The sequence below is a fragment of the Chryseobacterium sp. genome (assembly GCF_029240215.1).
Lineage (GTDB): Bacteria > Bacteroidota > Bacteroidia > Flavobacteriales > Weeksellaceae > Chryseobacterium.
This window is the reverse complement of record NZ_JARBTK010000005.1, coordinates 92,332-108,137: the sequence shown is the minus strand read 5'-3', so window position 1 is coordinate 108,137 and position 15,806 is coordinate 92,332. Positions and strand designations below refer to the sequence as shown.

Genomic DNA, 15,806 nt, shown 5'->3' with positions numbered 1-15,806 from the left:
TTCTTCTATTCTGCTTTTAATTTTAAATTCTGAAGAACTTTCTTCGGATCCTGGAATTTCACTTTTACCCTCTGATCGTCTTTCACTTTCTGAACACCTTCCAGCAAGATTTTTTCGTCCGGAGAAATTCCTGAAGAAATAACATAGATGTCTGGAAGTTCATAAGACACTTTAATATTTTTAGATTTTGCAACACCGTTCTTATCAATCACGAAAACATATTTCTGATCTTGAATTTCGTACGTCGCTTTCTGAGGAATGATTAAAGCATTTTTAAGCGGTAAAGTCATACGAACTTTTCCTGTTTCGCCATTTCTTAAGAGCTTTTCAGGGTTTGGAAATTTGGCTCTGAAAGCAATATTTCCTGTTTCGTTATCAAACTGCCCTTCAATCGTCTGAATTTCTCCCTGCTGATTAAACATTTCACCATTTGCCATCATCAGGCTTACATTCTGGCTTCCGCGGTCTGCAACATGAGTTTGATAATTAAGATATTCGGGTTCAGAAACATTAAAATAACTGTAAATATTGGTATTATCTGAAAGCGTCGTCAATAGATCACCTTCATCAACCAGACTTCCCAATTTCAGAGGAATTCTGTCGATAACTCCAGAAAACGGAGCTTTGATATCTGTAAATGAAAGATGAATTTGTGCTAATTTCATTTCGGCATTCGCAGCATCCAGTTTAGCTTTTGCCATTGATCTTTCGTTTTTAGAAACAATGTTATTACTGGCAAGTGTGCTTGCATTTTTAAGCTCAATAGAAGCTTGCTCAACTTCCGCTCTTGCTTTGAGTAATTCAGCCTGATAAATCTGTGGCATAATTCTGAACAAGGTCTGTCCGGCTCTTACATATTGACCTTCATCGACATAAATCTTCTCAAGGAAACCTTTTTCCTGAGCACGTACTTCGATATTCTTCACCGACTGAATCTGAGCGACGAAATCTTTGTTAATAATCGTATCCATCTTTACGGGTGATGTTACCGGATACACAGAATCTTCCTGTTTTTCTTCCTTTTTTCCGTTGCAGCTAAAAAACAACAGAACTGCGCTAAGTACAACGCCTGAGACAACTCTTTTCATCATAATCTAGAGTATTATTAAAATCGTTAAATGTTTAATTTGAAATAATTCCGGGAATTACATTGCAATATCAAAATTGTAACAACGTAAAACTTCTTGCCCGATTTGGAGCAAAAAAATAATCGAAAAATGAAATTTTAAATTCTGATAGAACGAATCAGAATGAATGTTTTTACAGAATTAACGTGCTGTAAAAAATTGGAAATTAAAGGTTTGAATCTTTTTTTGAATAGAAGTCCGAAAGAATAAATCAGCCCAAAAACACATGCAAAAGTAATTACCGTCTGCAAACTGTCTGCAAACTGAAAATCATCTTCTGTAACATCGTACGAAAAATTATCTGCACTATCAGCAGATTGCTGAACAGAAAATTTCTGTGCCGAATGAGTTGACTGGTTTGTTTTTTCAGGATAATTATGAGAAATATGACCAGAAAAGTCATTGTATAAAGTTTTGACATTAAGCTTACTTTCCACTACGAATAGCAGAAAAAGCGTTGTCAAAAAGTATACGATATAGTTTCTCATTACAAGTTGCAAATGTAAGCTGAGATTTTAACACTTAATTCATTGTTAACAAAGTTTAACGCTTCTTTAAATAACCTAAAAAGTGAATGATAGAAACAGAATTTGCGTTTACCATAAAATTTAAACACAAAACTTATAGTAAAAACTTTTAAATTATTAGAAATTAACATATTTTAAAGAAAAATAGTTGTAATTTTGTCACACCACACCAATATTATATGAAACCCTTAAAAAACCACAACTACAAATGAAAAAATCAGCTTTCGGATTATTCGTAATCCTCACATTAGCAGCGTGTAAACACTCTGCAAAAGATCCCGATCTTGCAGTTACAAACACAGAAACTGCTATTTCTACAGATGACATCACAAAGCAAACTATTTCTGACCGTCATGGCGATGAAATGGAAATTATCATTAATAATACCAAAGAAATCATTACTGTACATCTGAACGGAAAAACATACGAGCTTAAAAAAAATCACGAATCACCCGGATTTTCTACGGAAGACAATAAATATCTTTTTACGAACACTAAAAGTGAAGTAACTTTTCTGCAAAAAGATGTAGATATGGTTTTATTTCATGGTAAAAAAAATCAGGCTGAAACTAAAATGGCCTCACAATAAAACAAAAAGACGCTATGAAGAGCGTCTTTTGTTTTAAAATCTGTTTAAAGAAATTTCCTGCGGTAGATCGACATTATTTTCTATGAATTCATACAAACTTCTTGAGAAATAACATCCATTAAGAATTCCCCTTGCTCCAAGACCATTAAAAACGTAAAGATTTTGATGCTTAGAATGTCTTCCCAAAATTGGTCTTCGATCTTTTACGGTTGGTCTGAAGCCAAAATGAACTTCTTCTATGTCAAAATCATTTGGATAAAATTCACATAAGCCATTTTTCAACTGCTCAACTGCAGAATCGTCAATATTTTCATGCATTTGCTCTCTGTCATACGTTCCACCATAGAAATATAAATCGTTATTTAAAGGAAACAAAAAATGTTTCTTCTTTATGGTTATATTTTGAGGCATTAGCTCAGAAAGTTTAACTCTGATGTGATGTCCCTTATTCGGAATCACCTTAATGTCTGAAAAATACGGATTGTTTTTAACTCCCATTCCTTCACAAAAGATAATGTTTTTAAATTTGAAATTCTGATAAGTAGATTCCGCAACACTTAATTGATTATAATTAAATCTCTCATTAACTAATTGAGAATTATTTTCGTGAAACTTCAATAGGTCGCTAAAAAATCCATTAACATCTAATCTGGCTGACTGTTTAACGATTCCAGCATTGAAGTTATTTTTAACAACCTTTAAGTGCTCAAAATTGTCATTTAAAAAATTTGAAAGCTCTAAGGTTTGTGATTTTTTCAACCATAATTTCTGCTCATTTTCATCATGGAAAATTCTGTGAATAGAGGCATTAATTAAATAATTTTTATCTGTATACTTTTCAATTTCAGTAAGAGAAGTTTTAAGAAAATCTAATTGTTCCTGAGCCAGCCAAAAAGTAGTAAACTTTTTTAAAACAACAGGATTTATAATTCCTGCCGATATTTGCGAAGCGCTTTTTTTGCCTTCAGAAAAAATAATAAATGACTTCTTATTTTTGGTAAGTTGATGAGCGAAAAACAAAGCTGCATATCCGTCTCCTACAATGATATAATCTACATTTTTCATAATAAAAAAACCTGAGTAAAAGTACTCAGGTTTTTTATAAATATCAAGTGAAATTTAGTAATTCCACATATCATTCTCCATTTGAAGAATTTGTTCTTTGATTTTGTCGCTTTCTTCCAACTGCTCTTCAGCATTTCTAGGAATGTAGTCTTTGATAACCCCATCACCTAAACCGTTTGAAGATTTGTAGATAACAGAAGAAAATCTTCTTGCATTGATTATATCGTCAAAAGATAAGTCTGCAGATGAGTTCTTTCTGTTGAAAACATAATTGTTTGCTAAAATCTCTCTAGCTTTTGGATAGTAAACCCAGAATAAATCTACTAATTCATCAGCTCCAATCAATGGTTGACCATCAGGACCTACTCTTCCAATCGAAGTTGGATCTGGGCCCATTGCTGCAATGCCAAGAGGTCTGTATTTCATTTGGCCATCTCTCTTGTCAATAAACCACATTCCCATTATTTTAAGAACCTTAACTTTTTCAGTTGTAGTTTTTATATAATCAGTATATTGTTGTTTTTCAGCTTCTGTTAATGGTCTACCGGAGTTAATAATTTCGATTGCTTCATCATCTAATCTTACACTTTCTAATTTTTTCTGAATTCCTTCAGGACTTAGTTTAGTAGTAAAGTTTTCATCATCATACACTTCATCAATCTGTTGATTAAGTGCTGCATCAAGCAGAATTTGATATAATGATCTAGTATTTTTAGAAAGTAATCCGTTTGGATTATCATAATAGAATGGTTGATTTATTTTATCATTCATATCAATAATCTCCCAAACCATCATGCTTTTAAGGATGTCTTTATCATCCACAAATCCGTACTCAAGTGGTTTTACCTTATTGCTAATAACAGTATCTCCCACTTTTCTCATGTTTTCAGCTCTCATTTGTCTGAATTCTTCTGGAGAAGAAGCATTTAGTATAGTTTGGGAAAATGCAAACCCAGAAGCTAAAACTAAAAGACTGCTAATATATTTTTTCATAATATGATTTTTCAAATTAATCTTATTGAACATTGATTACAACAGGTGAAATTTCTTTCAACCTCTGGTTTCCTAGACCTGTAGCAGTTGCCTGAATATCATAAATATAAACAACGTCTCCTGGTCTTAAATTTCTTGTTAATCCTTCAGCAGCAGATAACGAACTACCTTGTATCATTGTACCTGCTCTACCCGGAAGTTTCAAAATAAAGCTATTGACAGTAAATGAAACTGGGAAGTCGAAGTCTGGTAATGCTGCAGTAACAATTTGATTCTTAATTGATTCAGCAGGCATATTATTAACAGATTTTGATCTAATCTGACCTTGAGGTCTAGGAATACCTTTAATTCTGTATTCAAATACCTGAGAGACAGTTTTACCTGTTGGGTCTGTACCTGACAATGTTAATTTGACAGTATTACCAGTAGAAGGAGTAACATTCCATTTACCTTTTCCTGTACTCTTAACAACTGCACCCGGAGCAGAAAGTGATAATTTAGCATTGTCTGCACCAAGAATAGATCCAGTTACTGGGTTTTCTAATCCTCTGTACATTACATTCATCTTATCGGCAGAAAGCAATAGACCTTGCTCAAGTTTTACTTGTTGAGGACCTGCAATTACATTATAGGTATGTGTGAATGGGAATTGCTGAGCTTTTCCTGTTGCATCTGTTAAAGTAATTACACCTCCAATCTTTCTCTCTCCAAGACCTCCGGTATTTAAAGGAAGATATCCTTTACCATTTTCTTGTCTGCTTACACCGCTGATGCTGATTTTATTACTGTTAGAATAAGTTCCTAACATAATAACTGCTTCAGCTTTTTTACCAGACTGAATGTCTGAAGGAGCAGAAACAATTGCTTCATACTGATTAAACTTAATGCTTGCATCAACTTTTTCCTGAAGCATTAATGCCAATGCATCAGACTGTACGTTTCTTGCATCATTCTGAATAATTTCTAAGTTTGAGATCGCAGCGATAAGCGGCTGATGATAGAATTTATTCTGAAACCAAGTTTTTCCGTTTGGAGATTTTCCTTGAGGATACTCAGCAACAATAGATCTATTTGCTCTATCAACCAATTTCAATAACTGTGGGTTATTTCCAAAAGTAGATACAATATATGACCTTACTTCATCCATTTTCTTCTTAAGCTCTAAAGCTTTTGGAGAAGGACTGTTCTCGTCACCATCTCTGAAAAAATATTCTGTAGTTGCCTCGTTATTATTTAGTGCAGAAAAATTCTCACTAACATCCATATCCTTTCCAGTTTTTGGATCTTTGTCAAAAAATTCTGAATTTTTCTTCAAAATCACCTTAACATCTTCTGCAGAACTAACTAAACCGTCGATTTTACTTTTTAAAACTTTGTATTGTTCCCAAGGCTGAGCATAAGTATCTGGTACTTGTTGTGCCTTTGCTTCTAAAGTAACTTCAAAGATATCCTGATTTTTATCTTCAGTTAAATGTCTTGTTTCATTTAATGCTCTTGTAGAATCGTAATATGATCTGATGATTTCAACATCAATGTTTAGGGCCATCATTGCGATGAACACCAAATACATTAGGTTGATCATCTTCTGACGTGGAGTCTGTTTTCCTTTTGCCATTCTCTTTTCTTTAGTTTTTTATTAAATTAATGGGTTAAGGATTACGACTTCATTGCAGTTAACATACCACCATAAACTCTGTTTAAGCTGTTTAAGTTTGTTGTTAAACCTTGTAATTCTTGGTTAAATTTTTCAGAATGCTCAGCAGATTTTTGCATATCTTCTACATATTTTTTAGCAAAATCAGATTGTCTCTGACCGTTTTCTAACTGCATTGCATATAAAGCATTCATGCTTTCCATGTGTTGAGCAGCTTTGTTTAACTGATCGTTATACTTATGAGTAGAAGCAGAAACGTCAACAGTCTGGTTGATCTGATCTACCGAGTTTGAAAACTTATCAATTCCTGTTCTCAATCTGTCGAATAATTGTACATCAAGTTTTGCATCCTGAAGCATTTTATCCAATTTAGTCGATAAAGAATTTTCTAATTCTGCAAATTGAGCATTTGCATTTTTAGCAGAAATATTTGAGTGTAAAGGGTTTGGGTTTGCATGCTTATCTAATAATTCAGGATAAACATTTTCCCAGTGGTAAGACTCTTCAGCTGCTGGAGGGTCAAAAGCGAAAATAATAAAGATAATTGCCTCAGTAACAAGCCCTACTGTAAGTGCGATGTTACCGTTAATTGGGCCAAAAGAAATGTGAGTAATTTTAAGCCAAGCTCCAAGAATTACAATTGCAGCACCGAATGAATAGAAGAAATTCATCCAAGCATCTTTAGTCTTAAACATATAAGTTAGTTTTTTTTAATGTTAAATAATATTGTTTCAGCAAATAATTTAATTGAAAGAATCCTATCTGTTAACTCTCTTAAGTTTAACAGCAGCTTCAGGGATATCCTGTACTGTTCTGAATCCGATGTAGCTTCTTGCAGAGTCTTTCATTTCGAAATCTCTAGCTCCAGTCATCAACATATATCCAACATCTTTCCAAGAACCACCTCTTACAGATCTCTTAGTGTCTACTTTATCTTTAGTAGAAGGATTCAAAGTAGAAGAGAAACCGTATGATGAGTTGTTGTATGCAGATACCGTCCATTCAGAAACGTTTCCTGCCATATCAAATAATCCGAAACTATTTTTTTTGAATTTTTTCACAGGAGCAGTATAGGTATATGTTCCTTTTTTCTCATCTTCCATATAGTTACCTCTCTTCGGTTTGAAGTTTGCAAGGTAACAACCTCTGTCATCCATTAAATAAGGACCTCCCCAAGGATAAGTAGCATTTTGCTTTCCTCCTCTTGCAGCGTATTCCCATTCTAATTCAGTTGGAAGACGGAATTCTAAAGGTCTTTGTTTTCTTCTTTTTAAGCTTTCGTTGTAATCAGATTTCAATTTAGATCTGAAATTACAGTAAGCTCTTGCCTGATCCCAAGTTACCCCAACAACAGGATAATCTTTGTAAGCTTTGTGCCAGAAATACTGCTCAAACAATGGCTCATTATATGTAAAGTGGAAATCTTTTACCCAAACGGTAGTATCCGGATAGATTGCGATGCTTTCACTTCTAAGGTAATTGATACCTCTTTCATTTTCAGCAAGGGCAACATCCATATCTCCCCACTTATAGTTGTATTTTAATTTACTAACATCAAGAAGTCTTTCACTACCTACTCTTGAAGAAGCCGGTAAGTACATAGATTCTAAAACTTCAGCATATTCTACATCAGGATATTTTGAAGTATTCCAATGTAAAGGAATTTTCCAGTCTAATCTTTTTGTATCATCAAAACCGTCTCTTCCTCCTGCACCTTCAAGATATTCCTGATAAGCAGTAAGATTTTCTTCTTTTTTTGCAAGGTATGCGTAATCTCCGATTCCCGTACCTTTACCGCCTCCTTCTCCACCTTCTCCGGCAGCTTCAGCTAGCATAGTTCTTGCAATAGAGTCTCTTACATAATTAATGAACACCCTGTATTCTGCATTTGTAGTTTCTGCCTCATCCATAAAGAAAGATGATACAGTTACAGTTTTCAATGCTGCTTTTTCAGGACTGTCTGTGAAATCCACATCAGCTAAACCTGCAACGAAAGATCCACCAGGAATGGCAACCATACCATATGGTCTTTCTGCAACAAATGATTTTGTTTTTTCTCTAGGTATCAATTCCCCTTTTGTTCCTGGCTTCCCAACAGAAGAAGATCCACCACCTGAACAAGATACCGATGCTACCGACGCAGACAATAATAAAAGAAATATCCTTTTCATGTTAATTTTTATAATTAAGCCGTAAATATATAATTTTTTTAAGAAACTTTTAAGATTTTTTTTAGAATAACGAAAAAAATCTAAATTTATTTTATTTGCAAGTATTTTTTACTCTACAGTCACAGATTTTGCAAGGTTTCTCGGCTGGTCAACATTTGCGCCTCTGTATACTGCGATGTAATATGCTAATAACTGCAAAGGAACAGATGCTACAATGGGTGAGAAGCATTCTGAAGTTTCAGGAATCTCGATCACGTAATCTGCCATTGCACTTACCTGCGTGTCTCCTTTATTTACAACAGCAATCACTTTTCCTTTTCTTGCTTTAATTTCCTGTACATTACTTACAATCTTGTCATAATGTCCCTTTTTAGGTGCAATGATAACAATTGGCATATTTTCATCAATCAATGCAATCGGACCATGCTTCATTTCTGCTGCAGGATATCCTTCTGCGTGAATGTAAGAAATTTCTTTCAACTTTAAAGCTCCTTCCAAGGCTGCAGGATAGTTGTAACCTCTTCCTAAATAAAGGAAATTGGTCACATTAATAAAATCCTTTGCAATACTTTGAGTCAGCTCATGAGTAGCTTCTAAAACTTCTTCAATTTTTTTAGGAATAGCATTTAATTCTGCGATTAAACTCATAAATTCTGCGTTTCCTAAATTCCCATTGTGCTTTCCTAATTTCAATGCTATGAGTGAAAGAATAGTAAGTTGTGCAGTAAATGCTTTTGTAGAAGCAACCCCAATTTCCGGACCTGCATGTGTGTAAGAACCCGCATCTGTAATTCTTGCAATTGAAGAATCAACTACGTTACAAATACCGTAAATAAATGCTCCTTTTTCTTTTGCAAGCTTTAATGCTGCCATGGTATCAGCAGTTTCTCCTGACTGGGAAATGGCAATCACTACATCTTTGTCTGTAATAATCGGGTTTCTGTATCTGAATTCTGAAGCATATTCAACTTCTACAGGAACTCTGGCAAATTCTTCAATCAAATACTCACCAATAAGACCTGCATGCCAAGAAGTACCACAAGCGATAATGATGATTCGGTTTGCATTTTTGAATTTTTCAAGATGATCCCATATTCCGGCCATTTTAATAATTCCTTCTTCAACGAGAAGTCTTCCTCTCATCGTATCATGAATTGATTTTGGTTGTTCAAAGATTTCTTTAAGCATAAAATGCTCATATCCACCTTTTTCTATCTGCTCTAAATTTAATTTAAGTTCCTGAATTTCAGGAATAATTTTAGAATTATCTTTGATTGTTCTGATATCTACGCCATTCTCTAAAGAAAGAATTGCCATATGACCTTCTTCTAAATAAATAGCCTCTTTTGTAAATTCTACAAACGGTGATGCATCTGAAGCAATGAAATATTCTTTATCACCAATTCCGATCGCCAAAGGAGAACCTAATCTTCCCACAACCAAAACTCCGGGGTAATCTTCGTGCATAACCGTAATAGCATAGGCACCATACACTTCATTTAGTGCATATCTTACTGCTGTAGGAAAATCTGTTTCAACATTCAGATCCATAAAATACTGGACAAGATTTACCAAAACTTCAGTATCAGTTTCTGATTTGAAAGTGAAACCTTTATCTGTAAGCATAATTTTGATCGTATCATAATTCTCGATAATCCCATTATGAACGATCGCAATTTTACCGTTGTTTGATAAATGAGGGTGAGAATTTCTATCACTTGGAACACCATGTGTTGCCCAACGTGTATGGCCCATTCCTACTTTTGCAAATCCCTTCAACTTGCTTGAAATATTAACAAGATCATCAACTTTACCTTTTGTTTTTTCAACGTCAAATGCATTATTTTTGCCTTCCAAAACAATACCCGCGCTGTCATAACCTCTGTATTCCAGCCTTCTGAGCCCGTTGATAACTATATCGTAGGCATCTTGAAAGCCTGTATAACCAACTATTCCGCACATAACTTAATCTAGTGTTTTTTTATTTTTATTTTGTACCGTAGGTAACTCTTAACTGAATTTTATTCGCATTTGCCGGATCTGATCCTACAAAAACAGCTCTATCCAAAGCGAAAGGTCTAGAAGTATATTGATATCCTGCCAAAGTGCTTCCTGTAGAAGAAGATAGGAAATTCCCTAAATCTACTCTGAAATATTTGTCATTATCTTCTACATAGTTACCACTAGATTCAACAATATTCTTAACAGACTGAGTTACTGTAAAGTCGTAATAAGCCTGATCTTTATCTAAATTGTATGCTTTAATATATGCAAAATTAGGCGTTGAACTTAATTTCAATAAATCTTCTGTAAAGTTTGTTGTAATCTGTGCAGGATTTTTAGTACGATCTATGTCTTTTTGAAGGATAGTTAATATCGTAGGTTTTCGAAGATTTTTCGAATCTACCGATGTATACATTCTGATTTTTGCACTGATAATCGCTGCTTTATTAGTTTGATATAATGCTTTCAACTGATCAATTGTTGCTTTAGGAAATCTGATGCCGATAGAATTTCCTCCCATTCCTTGAGCAAAAAGCTTAGCATCTCCTGTGACAGTATTAATAGCTGAATTCGCACTCTTTACCACAGAGTTATCTCGGTTATAAGTATAATTTCCAATATGAGCGTTTCCGTTACCTATTGAGAAAGCGTATTTCTTTTGAGTCTTTACCGTTGCACCAGTATCAAGGGATTTATAGTACATAATCAACTCAACTGCTGAAGGTGAAAACTGAACCAAATATCCATCGGTATCGGTTACAGAAATTTTTAAACCTCTAAAATATCTGATGAAACTTGAGACATCCTTTAATTCTGGCTGTCCTTTTTTATCAATAATCTTCGTTTTAAAGAAACTTGCAGATAATGGTATTCTAAAACCAACTTCAGAAGAAAACAATGAAGTATTATCTGAATCCTTTGTAATGGCAACAGAACTTACATACCCATTGAATACTTTAGAACCTAATTCCTCATTTGCAGCATAACTTTTATTTGAATAGGCAATATCACTGTATCCATTTAAAAATTCGGTAACTTCCTGTACTTTAACAGTCAGGTTCCCTCCATTTGCTTTCGTTCTTCCATATTTGGTTGCAGGATATCTGTTAAATACTTTTTTAGCAGGTACTGCCCCATCCGGATAAACATAATTTTCATCGGTAGTTGTTGTCAAAGAATCTGAAGCATATGTCGGTTTAATCACCAATACTACAGAATCAACTTCTGCACTTGCACCAAAATCAGGATCATAAGCTGGAAGTCTTACCTGTGTATAGTAAGCAGCTTTCTGCATTCCAAACTGGCTTTCAGAAAAAGCACCTAAAGTAGCTAAACCTAATTTTGAAGCGTCACTTCTTATACTGTCATTATTATCAATGTTATAAGCAATAACATCATAAGGAACTTCATTACCCTCTGCAGCGCCATCTAAAAATAATTGCTCACCCAAAGAATCAGGATCCGGTTCGCAATTGTACACCAACATTCCGCCAAAAATCACCATAGAAAGTATAGTGAAGGCTCTTTTCATATTATAAATCATCAAAATGTTCTTTTTAATATAGTTTATTGATAGAATCTATGTCTAAATATTCTGATTTCGAAGTTGAAGTTTCGTTAAAAGCTTTATCTAAATCTCCTTCTAAAAACTCGTCACCTTTTACCACTTCATCCACATACTTCATGCTTTCGATAACAAAACTTTGAAAGCTTGGATTATTTAACGCATCTAATCCTGAAATATTATCAAACTGTAGTTTTTCTGCAATACTTTTATCCAAAGGAGCATCTTTCTCATTATATAATGAAAGGACGATTTTAGCATCTTTGAAATATGAATCTGATTGGTAGAACGTTTTTAAATAAACAGGAATAAAAGAAGCCATCCAACCGTTAAGGTGAATAACATCCGGAACCCAATTTAATTTCTTAATGGTTTCTATAACTCCTCTCGCAAAGAAAATTGCACGCTCGTCATTATCCGAAAAACCAACACCTTCATCATCAAAATAATATTGTTTTCTTTTGAAATATTCTTCGTTATCGATAAAATAAACCTGAAGTCTTTCTCCCGGAAGAGAAGCTACTTTAATAATAAGGGGCTGATCTAAATCGTTGATGATGATATTCATCCCAGAAAGACGGATTACCTCATGAAGCTGGAATTTTCTCTCACTTATCTGTCCAAATCGTGGCATAAAAACTCTTACATCATTGCCTTCTTGGTGCATTTTAAGTGCCATTTTGTTTACCACTGTTCCTAAGTTTGTATCTTCCTGATAAGGGTACATCTCTGTGGTAATGTACAGTATTTTCTGATTGGGCATATAATTTTTGTATAATTTAAATAATGCTATAAGTTGCAAAATTACAAAAAAACATCCAACATCAATGTAATTAACATTTTTTTACGATAATCATAACAATCAAACTGCTAAATCGTAAAAATTAATACCAGATAATTTAGTATTTTTGAATTGCTATTAAAATAAATTATGGAAGTTCTAAAAAATAAAAAAACACTTCAGGATTTTATTGAAAGACAGAGAGAAATGGGTAAAAAGATTGGCTTTGCCCCAACTATGGGTGCATTACATGATGGTCATCTCTCCCTTTATGAAGCTGCACGTGCAGAAAATGATCTGGTCATTTCTTCAATATTTGTAAATCCGACTCAGTTTAACAATGCTGAAGATTTAAAAAAATACCCTAGAGACACCAACAGAGACATCAAGATTCTGGAAAAATCAGGTTTGGTAGATGCTGTTTATATTCCGGAAGTTCAGGATATTTATCCCGAAAAAGCAGAAAGTCAGCATTACGATTTTGATGGCCTGGAAAATGAAATGGAAGGAAAATCACGACCCGGACATTTTGATGGTGTAGGAACTGTGGTTGAAGAACTTTTCACTCAGGTAAAGCCCGACAATGCCTATTTTGGTGAGAAAGATTTCCAACAATTAGCAATCATAAAAAAAATGGTTGATAAAAAACATCTTCCTATTAAAATAAAAGGAGTTGATATCTACAGAGCAGAAAACGGTCTGGCTCTAAGCTCAAGAAACCAAAGACTGACCGAAGACCGAAGAAAAGATTCAAAAATCATTTATGAAACATTGGTAAAAGTGAATGATTGGTTCAGAACCGTTTCTGTATCTGAAATAAAAGACAGAGTGAAAGATATTTTTGACGACCAAAAAGGTATGCAGCTTGAATATTTTTTGATCGCTGATGAAAATACTTTGAAAGAAACCGATTTCTTTTATACAGACAAAACCTACAGAGCATTTATTGTAGTGATGGTAGACGGAGTAAGATTAATCGACAATATGCATTTAGATTAATCAAATCAACAACAAAAATCAAAGGCTTCCTGAAGGAAGCCTTTGAACACCAAATCACAAAATATTAATATGAAAAAAATTTACTTTTCAGTAAACTTGTGACCCGGCTGGGATTCGAACCCAGGACCCATACATTAAAAGTGTATTGCTCTACCAGCTGAGCTACCGAGTCGGTCTTGATTTTAATTTGATAAATATAAAATAAATTTCAGACTTAACAAATATTTTTTTTGCAGTGCCTGCGACTGGACTCGAACCAGCACATCCTTAGGAAACCACCCCCTCAAGATGGCGTGTCTACCAATTTCACCACGCAGGCAAAAAATTATAAAAATATATAATATTTTTGCTAGTGACCCGGCTGGGATTCGAACCCAGGACCCATACATTAAAAGTGTATTGCTCTACCAGCTGAGCTACCGAGTCGGTCACTTATTATCAAGTTTTCATCGTAAGTAATGTCCCTTGTTTTTAGTGGTGCAAAGATAGGACTTTTTTCATTATCTCAAAACTTTTTCGCAAATTTGTTCAAAATAAATTCATGATAATTTCACTGGTTGGATACATGGGAAGTGGCAAATCTCACATTTCCAAAATTTTAAGCGAAAAAATTAATTTTAAATTAATTGACCTTGATAAAGAAATTTCCAGGCGAAACAAACTGACGATCCCGGAAATCTTCGATAAAAAGGGTGAAATCTACTTTCGCAAGCTGGAAAGAGAAACTTTGGAAGAAATTTTAGCCACAGAAGAAAACATTGTTTTCAGTTTGGGTGGAGGTACCCCTGTATATTATAATAATATGGAAATCATCAACCATAACTCAAAAAGTGTATTTCTCAGAACGTCTATCAATACTTTAATAGAAAGAATTTCAAAACAAAAAGAAAAAAGACCTTTGATTGCTAACATTTCAGATGAAAACCTCCCCGAGTTTATCGCCAAACATTTATTTGAAAGAAATGAATTTTACAGCAAAGCACAATTTCAGATCAGTACAGATTCTAAAGAACCTGAAGAGATCATGAATGAAATTATTGAAAAGCTATATTTATAACTCCTTTTCTTCTTCCTTCTCCGATGAATCATTCTCTCCAAAAAAATCATCCCAATCTGTAAAGTCAGCATCTACATCGTTTCCTACATAACCGTCGATCTCTCTTCTGTCTTTTTTGGTGGGTCTTCCCTCGCCTCTGTCTCGGTAATAGCTCTGAGACATTTTGCGGAGTTTTAATAATTCATATTGTTCTTTGTCTGTAACATCTTTAATGTGTAGCGAAACCAATTTTGCTCCAATTCTGCTTTTAGGGATTTGTATGACTTTAATTTTATAGTCAATCTGATTTTTACGGATCTTGATTACATCTCCTTCTTTTACCTCTTTAGACGACTTTACAACCGACTCTCCTATTGATACTCTGTTCTTTTTGATCTCGTCGGTAGCAATACTTCTTGTCTTGTAAAAACGAATACTCCATAAAAATTTATCTATTCTCATAATTTTTTATACTTTTGCCGTTATATTATTTGTAAAGTAATTAAAGTTTTTGAAATGAAAAAAATATTTTTGTATATCCTTGCTGGATCTTTGTGTTTTTCAGCTTGTAAGAAAGATGATGAAGTGGAAACATTTATTGAACCGGATAACATTGAAGTGAGAAACACTCTTGATGAACAGGCTATCCAAAAATTTATGGATAACAACTACTTAGACACACAGGGAAACATCAAGGCGTTTAGCAGTACAGATACTACCGATGATAGCTATAAGAAGTTATCTGAACTAAATCCTGTAAAACTTCCTTCCGGAGTTATTTATATTAAAAGAGATGGAGCTCAACCAACTCCTGGAAAAACTATAGACACCAACTCAACATCAAGCACAGCAAGCCTTATCAAAACCATGATGAGAGCTACTTACTATCGTGCTACAGATACAGATGGAAATGTAAATCTTACCTCTGGCGGAAATCTTTTAAACACCATTGATCTGGAAGCTTCTCCTGCAACTGATCCTAAATTCTATTACGTAAAAAAATCAGTCTTAGATGCAGCAACTACTGATGCAGCTAAACAAAGAAGCTATTACGAAATCGAAGGACTTCAGGAAGGATTAAAATATTTCAACGGTTTTGAAAATTTACCTAATGAAACTTTACCTAATTTACAAGGTGTAATCATTGTTCCGTCAAAAGCAGCTTTTGCGAGAGATGCCAATTATTATAGTCTTCAAAATGCAACACTTATCTTCAACTTCCAGATTTATCATACTGAAGTAAGACCAGCAGGTCAACAATAACAAATAAAAAATCCGCTTCAAATTTTATGAAGC

Annotated in this window: 15 protein-coding genes and 3 tRNA genes; 4 read left to right on the top strand and 14 right to left on the bottom strand. The window is 34.1% G+C overall.

Going from position 1 to position 15,806, the window contains the following annotated elements; all coding sequences use genetic code 11:
* Positions 1-5: 5 nt before the first annotated feature.
* Entirely contained in the window at positions 6-1,091 is a 1,086-nt protein-coding gene (locus K0R77_RS12240; protein WP_300352599.1) for an efflux RND transporter periplasmic adaptor subunit, read from the bottom strand.
* Between the two features lie 134 nt (positions 1,092-1,225).
* Positions 1,226-1,615 (bottom strand): hypothetical protein, encoded by a 390-nt coding sequence (locus K0R77_RS12235; RefSeq protein ID WP_300352596.1) that lies wholly within the window; start codon positions 1,613-1,615, stop codon positions 1,226-1,228.
* A gap of 247 nt (positions 1,616-1,862) precedes the next feature.
* Here K0R77_RS12235 and K0R77_RS12230 point away from each other — a divergent pair, with 247 nt between their 5' ends.
* Positions 1,863-2,243 (top strand): hypothetical protein, encoded by a 381-nt coding sequence (locus K0R77_RS12230; RefSeq protein ID WP_300352593.1) that lies wholly within the window; start codon positions 1,863-1,865, stop codon positions 2,241-2,243.
* Between the two features lie 33 nt (positions 2,244-2,276).
* On the opposite strand, the gene K0R77_RS12225 is transcribed toward K0R77_RS12230, so the two are convergent.
* The 8 genes from K0R77_RS12225 to K0R77_RS12190 all read right to left on the bottom strand — a co-directional run bounded on the left by K0R77_RS12225 (position 2,277) and on the right by K0R77_RS12190 (position 12,457).
* Positions 2,277-3,308 (bottom strand): FAD-binding oxidoreductase, encoded by a 1,032-nt coding sequence (locus tag K0R77_RS12225; protein WP_300352591.1) that lies wholly within the window; start codon positions 3,306-3,308, stop codon positions 2,277-2,279.
* 54 nt (positions 3,309-3,362) lie between these two features.
* Positions 3,363-4,301 (bottom strand): gliding motility protein GldN, encoded by a 939-nt coding sequence (gldN, locus tag K0R77_RS12220; protein ID WP_300352589.1) that lies wholly within the window; start codon positions 4,299-4,301, stop codon positions 3,363-3,365.
* 22 nt (positions 4,302-4,323) lie between these two features.
* Positions 4,324-5,916 carry a gliding motility protein GldM gene (gene gldM / locus K0R77_RS12215; protein ID WP_300352586.1) on the bottom strand — a complete coding sequence of 531 codons (1,593 nt, stop codon included), beginning with the start codon at positions 5,914-5,916 and terminating at the stop codon, positions 4,324-4,326.
* 41 nt (positions 5,917-5,957) lie between these two features.
* The gene (gene gldL, locus K0R77_RS12210; RefSeq protein WP_300352584.1) at positions 5,958-6,650 is read right to left on the bottom strand and encodes a gliding motility protein GldL; all 693 of its coding nucleotides are present in this window, start codon (positions 6,648-6,650) and stop codon (positions 5,958-5,960) included.
* A 63-nt stretch (positions 6,651-6,713) separates the two neighbouring features.
* Positions 6,714-8,126, bottom strand: a complete 1,413-nt coding sequence (gene gldK, locus K0R77_RS12205; protein ID WP_300352582.1) for a gliding motility lipoprotein GldK — start codon at positions 8,124-8,126, stop codon at positions 6,714-6,716.
* Positions 8,127-8,234: 108 nt separating this feature from the next.
* A complete protein-coding gene (gene glmS, locus K0R77_RS12200; RefSeq protein WP_300352579.1) occupies positions 8,235-10,088 on the bottom strand; it encodes a glutamine--fructose-6-phosphate transaminase (isomerizing) in 1,854 nt (617 codons plus the stop codon).
* A gap of 25 nt (positions 10,089-10,113) precedes the next feature.
* Positions 10,114-11,661 carry a DUF4270 family protein gene (locus K0R77_RS12195; protein ID WP_300352576.1) on the bottom strand — a complete coding sequence of 516 codons (1,548 nt, stop codon included), beginning with the start codon at positions 11,659-11,661 and terminating at the stop codon, positions 10,114-10,116.
* 25 nt (positions 11,662-11,686) lie between these two features.
* Positions 11,687-12,457, bottom strand: coding sequence for a glycogen/starch synthase (locus K0R77_RS12190; RefSeq protein WP_300352573.1), 771 nt, complete (start codon positions 12,455-12,457; stop codon positions 11,687-11,689).
* A 168-nt stretch (positions 12,458-12,625) separates the two neighbouring features.
* On the opposite strand from K0R77_RS12190, the gene panC reads away from it, so the two are divergent.
* A complete protein-coding gene (gene panC / locus K0R77_RS12185) occupies positions 12,626-13,474 on the top strand; it encodes a pantoate--beta-alanine ligase (RefSeq protein WP_300352570.1) in 849 nt (282 codons plus the stop codon).
* Positions 13,475-13,573: 99 nt separating this feature from the next.
* On the opposite strand, the gene K0R77_RS12180 is transcribed toward panC, so the two are convergent.
* From K0R77_RS12180 to K0R77_RS12170, 3 genes are all read right to left on the bottom strand, one after another.
* Positions 13,574-13,646, bottom strand: a tRNA-Lys gene (locus tag K0R77_RS12180).
* A gap of 64 nt (positions 13,647-13,710) precedes the next feature.
* A tRNA-Leu gene (locus tag K0R77_RS12175) sits at positions 13,711-13,793 on the bottom strand.
* Between the two features lie 34 nt (positions 13,794-13,827).
* Positions 13,828-13,900 (bottom strand) — tRNA-Lys (locus K0R77_RS12170).
* A gap of 115 nt (positions 13,901-14,015) precedes the next feature.
* On the opposite strand from K0R77_RS12170, the gene K0R77_RS12165 reads away from it, so the two are divergent.
* The gene (locus tag K0R77_RS12165) at positions 14,016-14,531 is read left to right on the top strand and encodes a shikimate kinase (RefSeq protein ID WP_300352567.1); all 516 of its coding nucleotides are present in this window, start codon (positions 14,016-14,018) and stop codon (positions 14,529-14,531) included.
* On the opposite strand, the gene K0R77_RS12160 is transcribed toward K0R77_RS12165, so the two are convergent.
* Positions 14,526-14,972, bottom strand: coding sequence for an RNA-binding S4 domain-containing protein (locus K0R77_RS12160; protein WP_300352565.1), 447 nt, complete (start codon positions 14,970-14,972; stop codon positions 14,526-14,528). The genes K0R77_RS12165 and K0R77_RS12160 overlap by 6 nt on opposite strands.
* Before the next feature lie 54 nt (positions 14,973-15,026).
* Between K0R77_RS12160 and K0R77_RS12155 the strand changes: the two genes are divergently transcribed.
* Complete coding sequence (locus K0R77_RS12155) at positions 15,027-15,773, top strand: hypothetical protein (RefSeq protein WP_300352563.1); 747 nt, start codon at positions 15,027-15,029, stop codon at positions 15,771-15,773.
* Positions 15,774-15,806 lie beyond the last annotated feature (33 nt).

Bases quoted from the DNA above. Each gene is read 5' to 3' on its own strand.
- K0R77_RS12160 (WP_300352565.1), bottom strand. From the start codon at position 14,972: ATGAGAATAGATAAATTTTTATGGAGTATTCGTTTTTACAAGACAAGA.
- K0R77_RS12225 (WP_300352591.1), bottom strand. From the start codon at position 3,308: ATGAAAAATGTAGATTATATCATTGTAGGAGACGGATATGCAGCTTTG.
- gldL (WP_300352584.1), bottom strand. From the start codon at position 6,650: ATGTTTAAGACTAAAGATGCTTGGATGAATTTCTTCTATTCATTCGGT.
- K0R77_RS12230 (WP_300352593.1), top strand. From the start codon at position 1,863: ATGAAAAAATCAGCTTTCGGATTATTCGTAATCCTCACATTAGCAGCG.
- K0R77_RS12240 (WP_300352599.1), bottom strand. From the start codon at position 1,091: ATGATGAAAAGAGTTGTCTCAGGCGTTGTACTTAGCGCAGTTCTGTTG.
- glmS (WP_300352579.1), bottom strand. From the start codon at position 10,088: ATGTGCGGAATAGTTGGTTATACAGGCTTTCAAGATGCCTACGATATA.
- K0R77_RS12165 (WP_300352567.1), top strand. From the start codon at position 14,016: ATGATAATTTCACTGGTTGGATACATGGGAAGTGGCAAATCTCACATT.
- gldK (WP_300352582.1), bottom strand. From the start codon at position 8,126: ATGAAAAGGATATTTCTTTTATTATTGTCTGCGTCGGTAGCATCGGTA.
- gldM (WP_300352586.1), bottom strand. From the start codon at position 5,916: ATGGCAAAAGGAAAACAGACTCCACGTCAGAAGATGATCAACCTAATG.
- K0R77_RS12155 (WP_300352563.1), top strand. From the start codon at position 15,027: ATGAAAAAAATATTTTTGTATATCCTTGCTGGATCTTTGTGTTTTTCA.
- K0R77_RS12190 (WP_300352573.1), bottom strand. From the start codon at position 12,457: ATGCCCAATCAGAAAATACTGTACATTACCACAGAGATGTACCCTTAT.
- gldN (WP_300352589.1), bottom strand. From the start codon at position 4,301: ATGAAAAAATATATTAGCAGTCTTTTAGTTTTAGCTTCTGGGTTTGCA.
- panC (WP_300352570.1), top strand. From the start codon at position 12,626: ATGGAAGTTCTAAAAAATAAAAAAACACTTCAGGATTTTATTGAAAGA.
- K0R77_RS12235 (WP_300352596.1), bottom strand. From the start codon at position 1,615: ATGAGAAACTATATCGTATACTTTTTGACAACGCTTTTTCTGCTATTC.
- K0R77_RS12195 (WP_300352576.1), bottom strand. From the start codon at position 11,661: ATGAAAAGAGCCTTCACTATACTTTCTATGGTGATTTTTGGCGGAATG.